This window comes from Spirosoma fluminis (genome assembly GCF_054778895.1).
On record NZ_BAAGZD010000041.1, the window covers coordinates 146,797 to 166,099 of the forward strand.

General features: G+C 50.5%; 18 protein-coding genes. 7 read left to right on the forward strand and 11 right to left on the reverse strand.

Features of this window, described 5'->3' with window-relative positions; all coding sequences use genetic code 11:
- Complete coding sequence (locus ACYVBJ_RS22520; RefSeq protein WP_460984551.1) at positions 1–1,404, reverse strand: tetratricopeptide repeat protein; 1,404 nt, start codon at positions 1,402–1,404, stop codon at positions 1–3.
- A 119-nt stretch (positions 1,405–1,523) separates the two neighbouring features.
- Positions 1,524–2,543 (reverse strand): NAD-dependent epimerase/dehydratase family protein, encoded by a 1,020-nt coding sequence (locus tag ACYVBJ_RS22525; protein WP_460984552.1) that lies wholly within the window; start codon positions 2,541–2,543, stop codon positions 1,524–1,526.
- A 312-nt stretch (positions 2,544–2,855) separates the two neighbouring features.
- On the opposite strand from ACYVBJ_RS22525, the gene metG reads away from it, so the two are divergent.
- Positions 2,856–4,904: a methionine--tRNA ligase gene (metG, locus tag ACYVBJ_RS22530; protein WP_460984553.1), complete on the forward strand. Its 2,049-nt coding sequence runs from the start codon at positions 2,856–2,858 to the stop codon at positions 4,902–4,904.
- Between the two features lie 93 nt (positions 4,905–4,997).
- Here the strand turns inward: metG and ACYVBJ_RS22535 are convergent, their stop codons facing one another.
- Positions 4,998–6,245, reverse strand: coding sequence for a DUF2264 domain-containing protein (locus tag ACYVBJ_RS22535; protein ID WP_460984554.1), 1,248 nt, complete (start codon positions 6,243–6,245; stop codon positions 4,998–5,000).
- 256 nt (positions 6,246–6,501) lie between these two features.
- Here ACYVBJ_RS22535 and ACYVBJ_RS22540 point away from each other — a divergent pair, with 256 nt between their 5' ends.
- The gene (locus ACYVBJ_RS22540; protein WP_460984555.1) at positions 6,502–8,277 is read left to right on the forward strand and encodes an ABC transporter ATP-binding protein; all 1,776 of its coding nucleotides are present in this window, start codon (positions 6,502–6,504) and stop codon (positions 8,275–8,277) included.
- A gap of 4 nt (positions 8,278–8,281) precedes the next feature.
- Here the strand turns inward: ACYVBJ_RS22540 and ACYVBJ_RS22545 are convergent, their stop codons facing one another.
- Positions 8,282–8,617: a hypothetical protein gene (locus ACYVBJ_RS22545; protein ID WP_460984556.1), complete on the reverse strand. Its 336-nt coding sequence runs from the start codon at positions 8,615–8,617 to the stop codon at positions 8,282–8,284.
- Positions 8,618–8,679: 62 nt separating this feature from the next.
- Entirely contained in the window at positions 8,680–9,969 is a 1,290-nt protein-coding gene (locus ACYVBJ_RS22550; protein ID WP_460984557.1) for a hemolysin family protein, read from the reverse strand.
- A gap of 118 nt (positions 9,970–10,087) precedes the next feature.
- On the opposite strand from ACYVBJ_RS22550, the gene ACYVBJ_RS22555 reads away from it, so the two are divergent.
- A complete protein-coding gene (locus tag ACYVBJ_RS22555) occupies positions 10,088–10,795 on the forward strand; it encodes an NUDIX hydrolase (protein WP_460984558.1) in 708 nt (235 codons plus the stop codon).
- 49 nt (positions 10,796–10,844) lie between these two features.
- Here the strand turns inward: ACYVBJ_RS22555 and coaD are convergent, their stop codons facing one another.
- The 4 genes from coaD to ACYVBJ_RS22575 form a co-directional block, all read right to left on the reverse strand.
- Positions 10,845–11,312 (reverse strand): pantetheine-phosphate adenylyltransferase, encoded by a 468-nt coding sequence (coaD, locus tag ACYVBJ_RS22560; RefSeq protein WP_460984559.1) that lies wholly within the window; start codon positions 11,310–11,312, stop codon positions 10,845–10,847.
- Positions 11,313–11,376: 64 nt separating this feature from the next.
- Positions 11,377–12,267, reverse strand: coding sequence for a DUF3822 family protein (locus ACYVBJ_RS22565; protein ID WP_460984560.1), 891 nt, complete (start codon positions 12,265–12,267; stop codon positions 11,377–11,379).
- Positions 12,268–12,372: 105 nt separating this feature from the next.
- Complete coding sequence (locus ACYVBJ_RS22570; RefSeq protein ID WP_460985262.1) at positions 12,373–12,858, reverse strand: NUDIX domain-containing protein; 486 nt, start codon at positions 12,856–12,858, stop codon at positions 12,373–12,375.
- A gap of 147 nt (positions 12,859–13,005) precedes the next feature.
- Complete coding sequence (locus tag ACYVBJ_RS22575; RefSeq protein WP_460984561.1) at positions 13,006–13,443, reverse strand: CBS domain-containing protein; 438 nt, start codon at positions 13,441–13,443, stop codon at positions 13,006–13,008.
- 149 nt (positions 13,444–13,592) lie between these two features.
- Here ACYVBJ_RS22575 and ACYVBJ_RS22580 point away from each other — a divergent pair, with 149 nt between their 5' ends.
- Positions 13,593–15,080, forward strand: coding sequence for an ATP-dependent DNA helicase (locus tag ACYVBJ_RS22580; protein WP_460984562.1), 1,488 nt, complete (start codon positions 13,593–13,595; stop codon positions 15,078–15,080).
- Positions 15,081–15,163: 83 nt separating this feature from the next.
- Positions 15,164–15,799 (forward strand): DUF4126 domain-containing protein, encoded by a 636-nt coding sequence (locus ACYVBJ_RS22585; protein WP_460984563.1) that lies wholly within the window; start codon positions 15,164–15,166, stop codon positions 15,797–15,799.
- Between the two features lie 78 nt (positions 15,800–15,877).
- On the opposite strand, the gene htpG is transcribed toward ACYVBJ_RS22585, so the two are convergent.
- Positions 15,878–17,752 carry a molecular chaperone HtpG gene (htpG, locus tag ACYVBJ_RS22590; protein ID WP_460984564.1) on the reverse strand — a complete coding sequence of 625 codons (1,875 nt, stop codon included), beginning with the start codon at positions 17,750–17,752 and terminating at the stop codon, positions 15,878–15,880.
- 167 nt (positions 17,753–17,919) lie between these two features.
- Here htpG and ACYVBJ_RS22595 point away from each other — a divergent pair, with 167 nt between their 5' ends.
- Both ACYVBJ_RS22595 and ACYVBJ_RS22600 read left to right on the forward strand, forming a co-directional pair.
- On the forward strand, positions 17,920–18,294 hold the full coding sequence (locus ACYVBJ_RS22595) for a hypothetical protein (RefSeq protein WP_460984565.1): 375 nt from the start codon (positions 17,920–17,922) through the stop codon (positions 18,292–18,294).
- 51 nt (positions 18,295–18,345) lie between these two features.
- Positions 18,346–18,654: a rhodanese-like domain-containing protein gene (locus ACYVBJ_RS22600; RefSeq protein WP_460984566.1), complete on the forward strand. Its 309-nt coding sequence runs from the start codon at positions 18,346–18,348 to the stop codon at positions 18,652–18,654.
- Here ACYVBJ_RS22600 and ACYVBJ_RS22605 read toward each other — a convergent pair whose 3' ends face one another.
- A complete protein-coding gene (locus ACYVBJ_RS22605; RefSeq protein WP_460984567.1) occupies positions 18,655–19,005 on the reverse strand; it encodes a hypothetical protein in 351 nt (116 codons plus the stop codon).
- Between the last annotated feature and the right edge of the window lie 298 nt (positions 19,006–19,303).

Here is a 19,303-nt window from a genome sequence, read left to right on the forward strand (position 1 = left end):
TCAGTCTTTCTTGTACTGCTGGATAATTTTATAAAGCGCTTTCTGCTTTTCTAACTCCGGAAAAAACTCGAAGAGTTGAACATGCGCATCGTGATTGAGCGATAAAGCCGCTTCGAGCTGGATCAACGCTTCGCGGTAGTAACCGGCATGAATCAGGTAAACCGCTGAACGGTAATATAAATCAGCCTCAGTGGGCATATCCTCGATACCGAGCTGAATGATCTCATTCGCCCGCAGAAAGTCGCCCTGATCAAACGGCACCAGTGACCACGTCAGATAAACATCCGGATTCTCGGAATCGACCTCAGCCGCTTTCTCGAACGCTTCTACACTCGAAATAACGTTTCCGATCTTGTATTCCGTTTCGGCCAACGCAAGCAGGTACTCCCCGTTATTATCGTTCAGTTTAACCGCCTTCTGCAGGAAGGGCAATGCTTCGTACCACTTACCCGAATCGCTCAGGCAAACGCCCATACCATACCAGGCTTCATCCCACATAGGGTCGAGCTTAAGCGCTTCACGGTATTCTTTAACGGCTTCCGGTAATCGATCCTGCTTTTCCAGACTCGCGCCCAGGTGGCAGTACGTATCAGCGGTAGCTTCTTCGTATTTGAGCGTCTCCCGATAACACACTTCGGCTTTTTCGAACAACCCCAGATTCATGTAGGTATTGCCCAGGTTAAAATGGGCCGATGCGAAATCACCTTTGATAATAACCGCGTAATCATACGCTTCAGCCGCTTCGGCATAGCGCCCAAGCTTGCTGTAGGCAATGCCGATGTTATACCAGGCATTATACGAATACGGCTCCTGATCAATCAGTTGCTGATAATACGACAGGCTGTTTTCGAGTTCGCCCGTTACGTCCAGACAGAATGCCAGCTCATACAGCGCATTTTCATTGTTGATGTTTAAGGCAATCGACTTTTTGTACTGCGTAATGGCCTCATCGTACTTACCCCAGTTCTGGTAGCTTTGGCCCAGTTGAAAGAGGATATCGTCTTTATCGTCGGCTCGATCAAGTAACTCTTCCAGCACCTGAATCGACTCTTCATATCGACCGGCCATGTTCAGGACCGAACCCTGCATAAAGGGTACGTCAAGATCACCGGGGTTAAACAAAGAAGCCCGTTCCAGCAAATCCAGCGATTCATCAAACCGTTGGAAATTAGCCAGGATCTGGGCTTTATCGAGCATCAACTCCAGTGCGTAAGGAAAGTTTTCCAGACCGAATTCGGCGGCTTTAAAGGCCTTGTCTAAATCACCATGGTTGAGGTAATGTTCAACCATCTGTTCATAAACGTCCAAATCGAAAAACTGGCTTTCCTGCTGGTCCAGCATCTGCTCAAAACGCCGGATTGATTCTTTTATGTCACCTTCTCGTTCTTCGAACTCTTGCTCCATGCTATTGCCTTCAAAATGTGGGGCGGATAGGGGCCGCGCCATTGGCGCGATTTATCCTTTGGCAGTGAAATATAAACTCAAAAAAGCGAAACTCCAACCCCCTTTCCCGATTATTTACCCTAGGTTTGGGCGGTTCTGAACGCGGCTGCCACTCGCTTCAGGGTGTCACTCAACGGTCGGTACTGAAAACCAAGCACCTGCTCAATTTTGTGACCGTTATAGGCATACGACGAACTTGCCGATCGGGCAGTCTCACGCGTGATGAGCGGAGATTTGCCCATTATCCAGGCCCGTAGTGCTTCTAACGGCCAGAGTACCCGCGTTAAGGCGGGCGGCACCTGCATTGCGGGTGCACGCTTGCCTAACGCAGCCGCTATCTGTTCTAACAAGGAACGGTAGGGAATGGTGCCCCCATTCAGGATGTAGCGTTCAGCCGTCACTTCTGACTGCATCAACGTAACGAGTGCGTCAACCACATCCAGTACGTCTACATAGTTTACCAGACCCGCGGGGTAGAATGGTTTTTCGTCGTAGACGTATTTTATCAGTTGTAGGCTGCTCCGGGTCCAATCACCGACGCCTAGCACAACCGATGGGTTCACCATTACGGCATTCAGTCCTTCAGCCACACCGCGCCAAACTTCCAGTTCAGCGCGGTATTTGGTTTTTGCGTAGGTCGAATTATTGGGCGACTCCTCCCATTTCTGATCTTCGGCAAGGAGTACGGATTCATCGGTCTTCCCTCCTTTTGCCATCGGACGCCCTAATGCCGCTACTGAACTTACATAGCCGAGTTTGCGCACGCCCGCCTTCAGACATACGTTCACTACGTTCGCCGTGCCCTCCGCATTGATTCGCTCCATCTGATCACGGTCTTTTGGCAGAAACGAGACAATGGCAGCCGCATGAATTACGTCATTATGAGGCTGAATAGCCGCTTCAAGAGACGGTATATCCAGTATATCCCCCTCCCGCCAGTTGATTTGATCGGCTACATCAGCTAACAGACCATACCCACTTTCGGGGCGTTTCAAGGCAGAAACGCCATAGCCCATGTTCAGGTAACGTCGTGCGAAGTGAGAGCCAATAAAGCCCGTTGCGCCGGTAATGAAAACTGTGTTAGGTAGTGACGATGTCATTCAGAATTCGGAAGTAATTGGCGTCTGTTTGGCTTGCCAATAAAGATATTTACGCGCCTGCAGTCGAGCCGGAGATCTTTGATCGATTTGAAGTTTTTAATTTCGACCGCATCGGTGGCCCGGCCAGTTCAGGAAATTATTTGTATTCGACGGAGTGTTCTCCATTACAGCCCCTTTTTTACTCTTCGCGTAAACATAACAACGTTCGGGTCTGAATTGCTAATTTTGCGCCCGAATAGTGACCTGGTGCTCGTTCGTGGTTATACCACATCGATTCGATTTGCCAGCGCCATTGACTATTGACCACAAAGCATGTTAGAAAATCCCCAACGCTATACCGTCACGGCGGCCCTCATCTACGCCAACGGACCGATTCACATCGGCCACATTGCTGGTTGTTACCTGCCCGCTGACATTTATGTACGCTACCTGCGCTCAACCGGTAAGGATGTCGCCTTTATCAGCGGTACCGATGAGCACGGTGTACCGATAACAATTAAAGCCAAAAAAGAAGGCGTTACGCCCCAGCAGGTTGTCGACAAATACTACGTCCAGATCAAGAAGGCGTTCGAAGAGTTCGGCATTTCGTTCGATATCTACTCCCGCACGTCTAAGCCGATTCACCACGAGACTTCGCAGGAAATTTTTCTGAATCTGTATAACAGCGGCAACTTCGATGAAGAGGTAACCGAACAGTACTACGACGAAGTAGCCGGGCAATTTCTGGCCGACCGCTATATCGTCGGTACGTGCCCCGTCTGCGGTAATCCAAATGCCTATGGCGACCAGTGTGAACGTTGCGGAACAGCGCTGAGCCCTACCGAACTGCTTGAACCTCACTCCACGTTGTCAGGCTCCAAGCCCGTGATGCGTTCGACGAAGAACTGGTTCCTGCCCCTCGATCGGATGCAGCCTCGCATTGAAGAATACGTAAATAGCCATACCGAGTGGAAAACAAACGTATTTGGCCAGTGCCAGTCGTGGTTAAAAGAAGGTTTAAAACCTCGCGCCATGACCCGCGACCTCGACTGGGGCATTAAAGTGCCCTTGCCCGACGCTGACGGCAAGGTACTCTACGTCTGGTTCGACGCGCCCATCGGATATATCTCCATGACCAAAGAGTGGGCCGAACAGCAGGGTCGCGATTGGGAGCTATACTGGCGGGATGAGCATACGAAGCTCGTGCACTTTATCGGCAAGGACAATATCGTTTTCCACTGCATCATTTTCCCGGCCATGCTGATGGCAGAAGGCAGTTACATTCTGGCGGACAACGTACCAGCTAATGAGTTTATGAACCTCGAAGGCGACAAAATCAGTACGTCGCGCAACTGGGCGGTTTGGCTGCATGAATACTTAGAGGAATTGCCGGGTAAGCAGGACGTGCTACGTTATGTTCTGGCCGCTAATGCGCCAGAGACAAAAGACAGTGAGTTTACCTGGAAGGATTTTCAGACCCGTAACAATGCTGAACTGGTCGGCATTTTTGGCAACTTCGTCAATCGAGCGATTGTCCTGACGCAAAAATTCTGCGACGGCAAAGTTCCGGTTCGGGGTGAGTTAACGGACTACGACTTACAAGTCCTGGATGCACTTGCAGAGTTACCTGATCGCATTGGTCAAGCCATCGGACAATATCGGTTTAGGGAAGCATTGGGGTATGTAATGGATCTGGCACGACTGGGTAACAAGTATTTGGCAGAGACTGAGCCCTGGAAAACCGTTAAGACAGACCCCTTACGCGTGAATACCATCATGAACATCGCCCTGCAAATTACAGCAAACCTGGCGATTGTTTGTGAGCCGTTTTTGCCATTTACGTCTCAAAAACTCTGCGACCAGCTAAACATCAAAGACCGGCTTGACTGGCAGAATGCAGGACGAGCTGACCTGCTAGTGGGAGGTCACGAATTAGGTACGGGAGAACTGCTATTCGCAAAAATTGAAGACGAAGAAATTAATAAGCAGGTTCAGAAACTGCTGAACGCCAAACGCATGAATGAATTAGAAACAAAGACCATACCGGCATTACGTAACGAAATTACGTACGACGATTTTGCGAAGATGGACATTCGTATCGGTACCATTACCGAGGCCGAACGGGTACCGAAAAGCGATAAGCTGTTAAAATTGAAAGTTGACGACGGCCTGGGTGGTCGGCAGATTTTAAGCGGTATCGCTAAGCACTTCGCCCCCGAAGACATCATCGGAAAGCAAGTTACGTTCTTAGCGAACCTGGCTCCCCGTAAAATGATGGGGCTCGAATCGCAGGGGATGATTCTGATGGCCGAAGACCGCGACGGTAAACTATCGCTCATCGCTCCCGGCGACTCAGTCTGGAACGGCGGAACGGTAAGCTAATCTAAACCAGAATTGGTCAAGCTTTTAACTGATTAAGCTGACAATCAGAAAGCCATGTGCTACGTGTACATGGCTTTCTGATTTTATAAGTTTTTACCCCTTAATGGCATGATCGGCTTTTACGGCCTGCCCTGACCATACCTTCTTCGCGGTCCAGTCTGTTGAGGCAGACGCCCAGAATGGGTCGGAAGCAGGCAAGCCAAGTGGCAGGAAGGCTACTGAACATAGATACAGGCTGCCCGTCGAAATATAGGTTTCGCCGATAGTGGGTTGGTGCCCGCACAGACCGATTTGCAGCCAGCCGTTTTTGTCGAACGTACCCGGAACGTCCATCGTGCGGTGGATCACCGCTGTTAAAGCAGACCGCACCTGGCCAGGTGTTAGCTCCGGAGGTAAATCTTTCTGCAACGCCACCTGCGACAACAACTGAAACGCACCACAGCGGTAGGCCAGCGATCGCCCAAAAGCCGCAAACGAGCCGTCAGGATTAATCATACGTTCCTGAATGATCGCATACCGCTGCGCTCTTGCCAGCAACGTATCGAACAAACTCTTTTCGGCTTTACCAGCCTCTACCAACGTTCTGACGACATCCAGCAACATGGGCTGTATTACGTAACTGTTGTAGTTGTCCCAGTGAAAATCCGGGCCATCACCGTACGCTCCATCGCCTTTGTACCAATTTTGGTGCTGCTTAATGGCATAATCCATGCGTAACTCATCGCCCGAGCCGGTATACTTCAGCAAAGCTGCTTCAACCATGGCGCTGAACAGCAACCAGTTGCTGTATCCAGGCTTAATCACCCGAGTCGACAGCAACGCCTTGACCAGATCCGCCTGTTCTGCGGCACTTAATGCACTCCAAAGCTTAGGAGACCGCAGTAAGCCGTGCGCCAGAAACGCAGCGTCTACTAAGGGCTGGCCACCTTTTGTAAAATTCAGATAATCAGGTGAGCTCGGATTGATACCATTAACGATGGAAGCACGGGTTAGATCGAAGTACCGCTGCCGCAAACGTCCTTCTGCTGAATTATCAGCCGTTAATTCGAGCCAGGGAGCCAGCCCGGCCACTGTCCGGCCGAGGGCTTCAAGGTGCGATACAGCCTTTCGACTTTCCAACTGTCCCGGTGCTGATTCAATCGGCATCGTCGCCTTTAGCTTATTCTGCGACAACGCCGTCAGCACCGGATCAGCTACCTTCAGCAAGGTTTGCAGCCAATACGTCCGATCATCGTTCGCATCGGCAGGCAAGCTTGACGATGCATCCAATAGTTTCGCCTGCCTACTCCCTAACCCAAATGGCAGAGCAACGGCCAACCGGCTAAATGTTCTTCGTTTCATAGGCAATTCTTAACTGGTTTCGCCACGGCCGGGTCGCTTCGCATAAGCATAGTGACAATATATGGGCCTGGTTACGTATTATCAGCTGATCTAAAAATTTAAATACCCCTTCTTTATACTGTTCGAAAGCACGTATCCTTTACGCTCACCAAGACAAGCCGTTTAGTTTTTTATACAATTCTCAGTATCGCACCGAAGCGGAAACGTTCGGCCGTAAAAAGCTGTTACACCCTAAACTCGCCATTTTTGCTTTCCCGTGAACCAAGAACAGAAAAGCGCCGGGTCGCCGGCCGGTCGAATATTTGACTGGGAGATTCTCCGTCGACTTTATACGTTTGTTAAGCCGTATCAAACCCGTTTTTACCTTCTGATCGGCATTATTATGCTGGCAGCCTGCCTGGCCCCACTGACGCCCCTGCTCATCCGGCACACGATCGACAATGTTATTGCCGTGGGCGATTACCAGCAGCTAACGGTTATGCTGGCCATTATGATCGGGGTACTGGTGGCGCAGGCTGTGATCCAGTTCTTAAATACGTATTTGTCGGGTTGGCTGGGACAATACGTCATTCGGGATATTCGGGTGCAGCTCTACCGGAAGATTCTGCAACTCCGGCTCAAATTCTTCGACAATACCCCCATTGGCCGGTTAGTTACGCGCTCCATCTCGGACGTGGAGACACTGGCTGACGTATTCAGCGAAGGCATGGCGGCCATTGCCGGCGATATCCTGCAGCTGGTCTTGATTATCGGTGTCATGTTCTACACCGACTGGCGGCTGGCGGCTATCAGTTTATCGACGATTCCGTTGATGCTGTTCAGTACGTACGTCTTCAAAGAGAAGATCAAGAAATCGTTCAACGAAGTCCGTACGGCGGTGGCCAACCTGAACTCGTTTGTGCAGGAGCACATAACGGGCATGAACATCGTGCAGATTTTCAGCAGCGAAAAAATTGAGGCCGACAAGTTTCGGGAAATCAATAATGAACACCGACAGGCTAATATTCGCTCGATCTGGTATTATTCGGTTTACTATCCCGTTGCCGACATTATTTCGGCCGTAGCGGTTGGGCTGGTCGTCTGGTACGGCGCGAAACAGATCATAAACTCGGACATTACGTTCGGTACGGTTACGGCCTTTGTGATGTTTATTAACCTCTTCTTTCGCCCGATCCGAATGCTGGCCGATCGGTTTAATACGCTCCAGATGGGTATCGTCAGCACTGACCGTATCATTAAGCTCCTCGACAGCGATGAATTTACGGCCAACAACGGCACCCACGCCCCCGCAACGTTACGGGGTGAGGTCGAATTCAAAGAAGTTTGGTTTGCCTATAATGACGAAGACTACGTATTACGTGACATTTCGTTCCGGGTTAAGGCTGGCGAAACCGTAGCGTTTGTGGGTGCCACCGGCGCGGGTAAATCATCAATTATCAACCTGCTGAGCCGGTTCTATGACATCAACAAAGGCGAGATTCTGGTCGATGGCCTTGACGTGCACGAATACGAACTGGGTCATTTACGCCGAAACATCGGCGTTGTTTTACAGGACGTCTTTCTCTTCTCCGACACGATTGAGAACAACATTACGCTGGGCGACAAACGGATCACGCGCGAAAAAATCGTTGAAGCCGCCAAACTGGTAGGCGTTCACGACTTTATTGAGCGGTTACCAGGTGGCTACGATTACAACGTAATGGAACGCGGGGCAACCCTATCGGTGGGGCAGCGTCAGCTCATCTCGTTCGTAAGGGCGATGGTACAAGATCCAAAAATCATTGTGCTGGACGAAGCCACGTCCTCGGTTGACACCGAAACCGAGGAGATGATCCAGAACGCCATCAGTAAGCTCATGAAAGGCCGTACGGCGGTTGTAATTGCGCACCGATTATCGACTATCCAGAAAGCCGACAACATCATTGTTGTCGACAAAGGACGCATTGTCGAGCAGGGGAACCACGAAGAATTGCTCCAGCGCGAGGGGTTCTACGCGAATCTATACCGGATGCAATACAAGGAAGTGGTGTAACGTACTACGCCCGTAATGCGTCCTCTTCTTCATCGAGACTGGCCCCGGTGATGCCCTCCGTAATGGTTTTATGCCCCGAGACATTGGGGCGGTCATTGGTTGGGCCTGGTCCACTGCCGTCAATCGCGTACGCAATCGAATCGGCCAGATCATCGGGCGCGATTTTAGCTTCGGCAGCGGGTTCTTCTACCGCCTTCGGGTATTGTTCCCCCGCCTGCTGGTTGATGATTTCTTCGTCGGCGTGCGGATCATTTTCCAGCACGGATGGTACCTCGCGGCTGGACCGTTGGGGCGATGGAGTGCCGCCTAGATCAACTGAATCGGGGATGAAGCGTCGCATGGTTATTGAGATTTTGGTTCATCACAATAACCTATAACGCCAATCGACTGTTCACGAGAAGCTTATTCTTCCTTTAGTTTACGGACCAGCATCTTGTCGATTCGGCTCTTATCCATATCCACGATCTCGAACCGGTAATTTTGCCAGACAAATGATTCGCCCGCCTGTGGAATGTCTTTAAGAATGTGCAGGGCAAACCCGCCCAACGTATCAAATCCGGTTAAATCCCGACGGTTCTGAGCGGTTATAGTAATTTCAAAGTAAGACAAAAAGTCTTCAAAAGGAATCTGAGCATCAATCAGATAGCTCCCATCTTCGCGTTCCCGGATTTCATAATCTGAATCACTGTCGTCGTTGATATCACCGACCAGCACATCCAGAATATCGTTGAGCGTTACCACGCCAAGTACGCCCCCGTATTCATCGACAATGACGCCGACGTACTGCCTGCGTTCCCGGAATCGTTCGAGCACCTGGTACGCCCGGTTATTTTCCGGAACGAAAAGCGCTTCCCGTTTAAAATCAGTCAGGTGTAACAATTCCGAATCCAGGTCTTTACCCAATAAGTCTTTTGAGTAAATAAGCCCGACAACCTCATCGACACTACCAGCGCAAAGTGGGTACACCGAATGTTTGTATTCCAGTATCTTGTGCTTATTCTCAACCGGGTCGTCTTCCAGATCAAGGTAAATAATTTCCTGACGGTTGGTCATCAACGACGTAATCTTCCGGTCGCCAAGCTGGAAAACATTCTGCACAATCTCCTGTTCGATTTCTTCGATAGCGCCCCCCGATGTTCCTTCCTGAATTAAACTTTTGATTTCTTCTTCGGTCACGGCGCTTTCGTTCGGACGTATCCGCAGGAGTTTCAGCAGCAAATCGCTGGAAACCGTAAGCAGCGCGATGAACGGCGAGGTCAGCCTCGACAGGATGTTCATGGGAGCAGCCACCGTTTTGGCGATTCCTTCGGGATTGGAAAGACCGATACGTTTAGGGACCAATTCGCCAAAAACAAGCGATAAATACGTGAGCAGCAACAGTACCAGTACCACCGCAATCGAATGAGCGTAGGGCTGGAACACCTCTACCTGAGCCACAAAGTCCTGAACGTCGGTGGTCAGCTTATCGCCCGAAAAAATACCCAGCAAGATGCCAATTAACGTAATACCGATCTGCACCGTCGACAGAAACCGGTTGGGTGAATTGAATAAGTCGAGGGCGGTCTGTGCCTGGCGGTCCCCGTTCTTGGCCGCCGTTTCCAGCTTGGATTTACGGGATGAAACCAGAGCGATTTCTGACATCGAAAACACTCCGTTCACAATCGTTAACAAAAGGATGATAAGAAGTTCCACAAAGGGAGAAGGTTGGCTTGTCGCAAAAATAGTAAACTCTACCTGTTTGTAATGGGTTCAACTGTGTGATAGCGCTTCTGTTTTACTACTTTTACAGCCCGAACTGCTCATTGCGTCAATGATTGTTTTTATAAACGACCGCCCAATCCGGCTCGTTGGCCCTAAAGCCGCTTCTCAATTAACTGATCCTTCAGACTCAAAGGCGTTTAAAGATTACGATCAAATCGTAGACGCCCGCCTTGAGGTACTCAAAGCGGATATGTTACACGGGCATCTGCTTGTGCTAAACGCGACGCCTGCTACCATCGAGAAATTGCTTCTCCTGCTTCAGAAAGCAGATGCGAACCAGTTGCTGTCGGTTACCCTCGGCTGTCTTGACAAGGTGGCCTGCGAAAACGCGATAAAGAAGCCGTTTAAAATCGTCAAAGCCGCGGGTGGCGTGGTGGTTAAGGATAACCAGATGCTGCTGATGTTTCGGCGGGGCGTCTGGGACCTGCCCAAAGGCAAACTGGACCAGGACGAATCGTCCCGACAGGGAGCCGCCCGGGAAGTTGAAGAAGAAACAGGCGTTGAAGTAGCCGTAGGCGAGCGCATCTGCACGACCTGGCATACGTATACGCTCAATGGCAGTCGTATTTTAAAACGTACCAAGTGGTATCTGATGCGCGTAGTCGACGACACGGACATGGCTCCTCAGGAAGATGAGGACATCGAAAAGCTGGCCTGGCTTGACCGTCGGGAAACGCAGTTGGCGCTCACTAACTCGTTCAGCTCCATTCGTTACGTAATTGACCAGCTTAAAGAACTGGACGCCCGGAATTATTAACCAAACCAGTCTGATCTGGATCAGCCTATACTTGGTAAGTACGAACGTATCATTGCTTTAGCTGCTCCAGGCGATACGGCAGAAAATCATCTACTTTCTGCCCGTAGCGGTGAAGATCGCGAATGATGCTTGAGCTGATCGGTGCCAGATGGGGCGAAGTAATCAGAAACACCGTTTCAACGGCCTCGTTTACGTAGCGGTTTACCTGCGAAATGCCATTTTCGTATTCAAAATCGGTGGTGTTCCGCAGACCGCGTAATAGAAATCGCGCGCCAACGGCACGGGCCACGCTGGCCGTTAAATCGTCGTAGCTAATGACACGTACGGCCGGATAGTCCCGAAACGCTTCTTCAATCAAAATCGTCATCTGCTCCAGCGGAAAGTACCGTTCCTTACGGGCATTCCGGCCGATACCGATTACAATTTCGTCGAACAGATTAAGCCCTCTCAGAACAATGTCTTCGTGGCCTTTGGTAAATGGATCAAAAGAGCCGGGAAACAAGGCGATACGCTTCATATCAATGCGGGAACGAGCGAAGGAATGATTTTGGGATTGTTTATCCCCTCTCTGGCTCTTCTGCTTATTCGCTAAGTAATGACAGACCAAATAAACTGAGATACCGATGTTCGGGAAGCTCGTCGAACTCCTTAGCCATCGTCAGCCCGGAGGGTAAATGACCAAACGTTAAATTCGGCAGGAAACGGCTCAATTCAGCGTATTGCTCGGCAAACGGTGTGATCTCACCATAGAGCAGCACATTCAGCGCTTCGGGACGTAACGCCAGTTCATCGAGCACATACAAGATATAGTACGCTAAATCCTGCACATTTCGGTAGCCAAAGCGGTTGCAATACCGAAGCTGCCGCTCGTTTCGATAAATGATCGAAACGAATTCATCCTCGAAGTACAGATGAATGGCTGCTGGCGTAAGCGATTGACGATCCAGACGGGCTGTGGCCTGAATCAATGCGCCCATCTGATGCACAAACGTAAGCGGCTGGAGCGGATAAGCTTCCGAGAAATAGTCCGCGAGTGGGTGCTCCAGGTTGAAAACCGACAGGAAATCTTCAGACTCGTGGGCGTAAGCCTGGGCGAACTCATGAGCAGGTAGCGGACTACCCCGCATCAACGCGAGGTAACTCCCCGCGTACTCCTTCCGGTATAACTGTTTGGGTACCAGCGTAAATGAGGGAGAGTTAACACTCACCCGAACCTCCTGCCACGACCCGGCCGACAGCACAGCGTGCCCACGAAACACATCGGGCAGCACACCGACCAGCGGCCGTTCGGTTAATAACGACGGAAAGGTATACTCTTCAAGATAGACGCTGCGTCGCTGCGCGTTCTGCACCACAAACCGAAACCGATCCCGGCCCACCTCCAGACACAATACGGATTTTGCGGTATCCGTTGGGTCGAATGAGTGAGAACGAATAGTAACAGTAGGTGCTAAAGTCACAGCAAGTTGCACGAATACAGGGCAGGTAAAAATGTACTTTAAAGGAAGCTACTAAACTTACGAAAAGTTTAACAGCTTGTATCAGAATAACGCAGTTACGAAATAAGGTCAGACCACTTAATGCAGATAGCCGCGCAGATTGAACACATCATCCAGTGACTGACAGTGCCGGAATACGGCGTGTACCTCTTCGGGCGGGTAGCTTTTTATTTCCGCGAAGCTCATTAGCCGTACGTCCTGAATAATCTGTTCGTCTAAGCTCATTTCCGGATCGATGCCCTGTCGAATGAACCCACCCGTCGCCTTTACGTCGAAAAACAGTTCCATCGCGTGCAAAGGTGGCTGCATAAACTCATTGACAAAAAGCAGCTTTCCAATTTCGACTTCGAGACCCGTTTCTTCGATAAACTCGCGAACGAGGGCTTCGGGGGCGGTTTCGCCAAACTGAGGTCCACCACCCGGCGGGCACCAGAACGTATCGGTTACGCCAATTCCCCGGTGGCGAACCATCAGCAAACGGTCACCATCCCGGTAAAGGCCACAGACACGCAGTCGTAACCGATTTCCATACAGTTTGAATACCTCTTCTCGGGGCGAATCCATCGTACCGGCACTTAAACCGGGCATTTCAACTACTTGCGTCACAATGCTCTTCCTATTTCGGGACGCAAAGGTACAAAAGAGTCTGTCAGTTTATTCGTCATGAACGACAAAGTGACCGCCCGGTTGTTCAACTTTAGGATAAACGGGCTAATAGGGACTGCCTGAGATATAGCTCTCCAGCGAGTCAATTCGGCTCTTCTGATCCCGGATAATGGAGGTCACTACGTCATTGATGGAGATGATGCCCACCAACTCGCCTTTGTCAACGATGGGCAGGTGGCGAATGTGCCGGTCCGACATGATGAGCATGCAGTCTTCCAAGCTCTGATCAGGCTCAATGGTGATTACATTGGTCGTCATTACGTCGGCAACCCGCGTGTCGTCAGAATGGCGATCTTTCAAGACGATCTTGCGGGCGTAATCGCGTTCCGAAAAGATACCCGTCAGCTCACCCTGGTCCACGACCAGTACCGCACCAATGTTTTTTTCGGCCATTAGCCGGAGCGCATCCAGAACGGTCTGGTCGGAAGAGACAGCGTAGAGGGCGTTAACCGCTTTTCCCTGAAGAATTTGGCGTACATTCATGTGCGTGAAGGATTTAGTGCAGGTGAATGTAAGAAAAAAGGCGAACCGAGTAAAGTCTAACCCTGAAAAGCAGAAATATTTGTGGGTCGACGTTTCGTTTGGCCCGGCTCAGGCTTCCTTTTTAGCGGCTTTTTTTGTAACTTAGAACCATGAACGAAACCCAAACGGCCGCGCATTTGCTGGCCAAACGCTTCCCCTACAAACCCACACCCGGCCAGGAGCAATTTTTCGAAAAAATCGGCGCGTTCATCACCCACGAAGATTACGAGCACTACCGCGATTGCTTTCTGCTGCGTGGCTACGCCGGTACGGGTAAAACTACTCTCGTCGGAACGCTCATCAAAGTTCTCCCGCGTTTCGGGTATAAATCAGTGTTGCTGGCCCCAACGGGCCGGGCTGCCAAAGTGATGGCGAACTACGCCAAAAAACCCGCCCAAACGATCCACCGAAAAATTTACCGGCAGGTAGCCGACCCGGGTTCGGGAACGCTGGCGTTTCAGCGCCAGAAGAACTACCACGAAGACACGCTGTTCATCGTTGATGAGGCTTCTATGATCTCCGACGAAGCGGACTTTGGTGGTAAGGGGCTGCTCACAGATCTTATCGACTACGTATTCGAAAACCCGGGTAACAAGCTTATGCTGGTGGGAGATACGGCTCAGTTGCCGCCCGTTGGCCGGGAGTTAAGCCCAGCTCTTGATCAGGGCTTTTTAGCCAGCTCGTTCGACATGACGGTGTATGAACAGGAGCTGACCGAAGTAATGCGGCAAGATGAAGAGTCGGGTATTTTATATAACGCCACGGGTTTACGCATGCTGCTGGATGAGCCGCAGTTAACCCCAAAAGCCGTTGGCTTTGATGCGCTGCTGAGCGACAATGCGCCTTCGGCAACCGGCTCTCCCGACATTCAGCTCAACGTCCGGTCATTTCAGGACATTTATAAAATGCCCCTCACTAAGCTGGAAGATGGTATTCGATACGCTTACGACAAATACGGTCGTGAAAATACGGCGATTATCTGCCGTTCCAACAAAACGGCCGTCCAGTACAACCAGTTTGTTCGGCGAATGATTGACCAGTGCGAGGAAGAACTCGACGCAGGCGATATGCTGATGATTGCCCGTAATAACTATACCGTCCTCGATGAAGATTCGCCCGCTGGATTTTTGGCCAATGGCGAGTTTGCCGAAGTGCTAAAGATTCGGAATAAAGAAGAGCAGCACGGTTTCCGCTTTGCCACCGTTACGTTACGCCTGGTCGATTACGAAGATCAGCCTGATTTCGACGCCAAGATCATGCTCGATACGCTTCACTCACCGGTCCCTTCGCTGACTTCGGATCAGTACAAGGCCTTGTACGAAAGCGTGATGAAGGACTACTTCTATATCAAGAGCAAAAAGGAACGCACCGAAGCCATGCGACGCGATCCCTATCTGAATGCCTTACAGGTTAAGTTTGCGTATGCCTTAACCTGCCACAAAGCGCAGGGTGGTCAGTGGAGCGCTGTATTCGTCGATCAGGGCTTTCTGCCCGACGGTCAGGTAAACGACGAATTCGTCCGTTGGCTCTACACGGCCCTTACCCGCGCCACCGACGAAGCCTTCCTGATGAACTTCAACCCGCAGTTCTTTGGATAAACCTTTGGCTGTGAAACGGGTTTATCGTAACGGTATAATAGTTCTAGCAACTGCATATACGCTTTATAAACCCATTCACAACCATGACGATTGATTGGTTCATTAGTGCCTGTGTTGGTATTGGTTTGGCCGCCTGCTGCGGGTTTCGGGTGTTTGTTCCCTTATTAATCGCCAGTCTGGCGACGAAGTTTGGTCTTGTTGGGCCTGTGTCGGGTTTCGAGTGGATAAGCGGATGGCCAACCATTGGCGGACTAGCCGTGGCTACCGTATTCGAAGTCGGGGCTTATTACATTCCCTGGCTGGATAACTTGCTCGATACGTTGGCGACACCAGCTTCTATTGCCGCTGGAACTCTGCTGAGTACGTCCTTTCTGCACATCGACAACCCAGTGATACATTGGGGTTTGGGCCTTATGCTGGGTGGCGGATCGGCGGGCGTTATTCAGGCTGGCACCAGCTTGTTACGTCTTGGTTCAACAGCGACTACTGGCGGTGTGGCCAATCCCGTTGTCGCTACGGGCGAAAACGTAGCGTCGGTTGGGTTATCGATCTTCACCATATTACTGCCTCTGGTCGCTTTTGTATTGATTGGGCTGGTTCTAATCTTCATTATTGGACGGCTTATTGCCCGGCGAAAGGTTTGGTTTACAAAGGCTACAGATAAATCCGCCGGAACCGTAGTTTCCCGGATACCACGTAGCAGAAACGGGCAAGCTTGACCGAAACAGCAGGTTGTATATGTAAAAGCGCCCAGCACTACCTAGTGCTGGGCGCTCTATTTTTAATAGATGATAGTATTACAGGCTGGCAACCGTCCGGCGCACGAAGGCAGTCAGATCAGCACCGGTTAGCATATTCTGCGCCAGTAAGGCCAGATCATATACTTGTTTGATTAACGCCTTCTGCGTATCAGCCTCGGTTTCGGCGATGATTTTACCGATCAATGGGTGGTTGGCGTTAACGACAACGTTATAGCTTGCCGGTAAGTTACCGTAGAACGACTGCTCACCCGATAAGGCCGACATATCTTTCATCCGACGCATAAACTCGGGCTGGGTAATGGTAACCGGCAGTTCATCAGTAGGCTGCGCTTCGATGCTTACAGTCAGCGTTTTGTTATCCAGCACCTGCTCAAAAGCCTCTTTTAGCTTCGTCCGGTCGTCCTCCGACAATACACTCTCGTTGTTTAGCCCTTTATCGATCAGCTTATCAAGCGTATCGGCATCGACGCGCACAAAGTGTACTTTCTCGAGTTTGTATTCGAGTGCATTGATGAAGTGCGGATCAATGACGTTGTCCATGACCAGGACGTCATACCCACGCCGACGAGCCGACTCAATATAGGCATCCTGCTGCTTGCGGTCAGTGGTGTAGAGCAGCACCAGCGTTTCGTTTTTATCGGTCTGGTTCGCCTGAATCTTTTCCCGGTATTCGTCGGGCGTTGCATAGTTCCCCTCCGTATCTTTCAGCAAGACGAAGTTCTTCGCCTTCTCCCAGAACTTGTCGTCGCTCAGAATACCGTACTTAATGAACAGCCCGATATCATCAAACTTTTCTTCAAACGCTTTGCGGTCGGCATTGAATAGCTCGTTCAGCTTATCAGCCACTTTCCGGGTGATATAGCCATTAATTTTCTTCACGTTCGCATCAGCCTGCAAAAAGCTGCGCGATACGTTCAACGGAATATCCGGCGAATCGATGACCCCGTGGAGCATCATCAGGAAGTCGGGCACTACGTCTTTTACCTCGTCGGTAATGAATACCTGGCGGCTGTACAGCTGGATTTTTTCGCGCTGGAAACGCAGCTCATTTTTAACGCGCGGGAAGTATAGAATACCCGTCAGGTTAAACGGATAGTCAACGTTTAGGTGAATCCAGAACAGGGGTTCTTCGCTCATCGGGTACAACTCGCGATAGAACGTTTTGTAGTCCTCGTCGGTCAGTTCGCCGGGGGCCTTCGTCCAGATCGGCGTAGTCGTGTTTATCGTCTGCCCATCGAACTCGATTGGCACGGGCAGGAAACGCGCGTATTTGTCCAGGATACCGCGCAGGCGACCTTTATCTAAAAACTCTTCGGAATCGGGTGCAATGTGCAGGATCACATCGGTGCCCCGCTCGCTACGTTCGGCAGTCGTCAGTTCGAACTCAGTTGAGCCATCACATACCCAGCGCGAAGCCGAGTGGTCGGCCCCGTTTGCCCCGTCGCGGTACGACTTCGTAACGATTTCAACCGACTCAGCCACCATGAATGCCGAGTAGAAACCGAGCCCAAAATGACCAATAATCTGGCCTTTGTCGTCGGTTTTGTCTTTGTATTTTTCCAGAAAGTCCGTTGCGCCGGAGAATGCAATCTGGTTGATATATTTCTTGATTTCATCGGCCGTCATGCCGATGCCATTGTCACTGATGGTGATGGTCTTGGCTTCTTCATTGAGCGAAACGGTTACTTTCAGTTCCCCCAGTTCGCCACCAAATTCACCAAATGAGGAGAGTTGGCGCAACTTTTGAGTCGCATCGACAGCATTGGAGACAAGCTCACGCAGGAAAATTTCGTGATCGGAATACAGGAATTTCTTAATGATCGGGAAAATATTCTCGGTATGAATCGAGATCTGGCCCCGCGTGGATTCGCCCTGCGTGGACTCGCCTTTTTCGTTCTGTACGGCTTCCATAAGTTAGAAATGAGTAAGGAATAAATGTTTGTTATAGTTGGCTACCGGTGGGGAACAAATCCTGTTCCAGGATAAATCAGGCTGACAGATTGACAGAAACCGAGTTTATACACTAACCTTACAACCTGTTGTGCGGTAAGCGGGTCTTTATCTTAAAAAACGAGATTATGAAACTGTCCATATTCCTGGTTCTGGCAGGCCTGTTTGGTTGCCAGTCCGAAAAAACAACGCTCTCGTCTCCTGAGCAGGAAGCCCTTGCCATTATTACCGGCAATAGCTTACCGGTTGACGGCTGCGAAGAATCCGTCCGAATCGAGTCGGAAGGCTCTTCTACTCCATTTATTCAATACAAACCAACGGCGAGTTCGTTGCCAATTTTGCAGAATGCCCTATCCAGCGTTCCCGCCGAGCAGCGCTACTCCGCCCAGAAACCCGTCCGAATCCGGTTCTATAAAACAGGCCGACAAGTTGCGCTGGAGTGTGGATGGGGAAGCCGCCCTCAGGTTGACGAGATCGAAATTCTTGCCATCAGCGACCGTTGACATGTTGCGCCCGATGGAACAGCAAGCCGAAAATGACGGTTATGTCAGTGTATGACACCACAACCATACACTGACATAACGTTACGTGAATTCGAAACCCTTCGCCAGCAGCCCCACCTGGTTCTTGTGGACGTACGGGACGAATGGGAGTTTGACGAGTTCAACCTGGGCGGGTTAAACATTCCCTTACCCGATATTCGGGCTCGTAAGGACGAGTTGCTGCCGTACGAGTCCATTGTGGTAATGTGCACAAATGGCGTCCGCAGCCGGGTGGCGGCAAAAGATCTGCTACGTCAGCCCGAATTCCGCCAGAAAGCCATTTATCACGTACAGGGTGGTATTATTGAGGACGAAAGCTAGTCAGGTGACAATAGTGAAGCCAGGTTTGGCAGCCTTTTTTTCTAGGTGCGGCAGGTCAATTTGTAGAATGTCGTAAACATTTACCCGGATCAACTGGCTCAGTTGATTTAAAGGCAGATCATTCCCTTCAAACCCAAAGGATTCTTCGATTTCTTCCCCGATCATCTCCAGACCAACCAGAATATACGAGGTGAACAACACGGCCGGGATGGTTAAATAGCCGTATATTTCGATCATGGTAAACGGCAGTACACCCACGTACAGCATAATAAGCAGCTTGATAAGCAGATTGTAGGAAAATGGAATTGGCGTACTCTTAATACGTTCACAAATGCCACAGATGTTAATCAAGCTCGTCAGGTACTTACTGAGGTTAATATGCTATGATTCAGAAATAGCTCCCTGCCGATACAGCGCTTCTGTCCGATACCAGAGCTGGTTAGAACCACTGGATGGTTTGTGACTGAAGATAGCCAGATTTCGCTGTCCTCCTTCAGTCATGTCAAGCTCATCGGCTCCCGGCTGATCGCGGAGGTGATTTTTCAGCGCTAACGGAAAGTTAGAAATCGTTTTGCAAAAAAGAGCCGATTATCCATGTCATCCGTCGGCAGCACAGTATTGTAAAAGATAGCGAGATTTCGGGTATCAT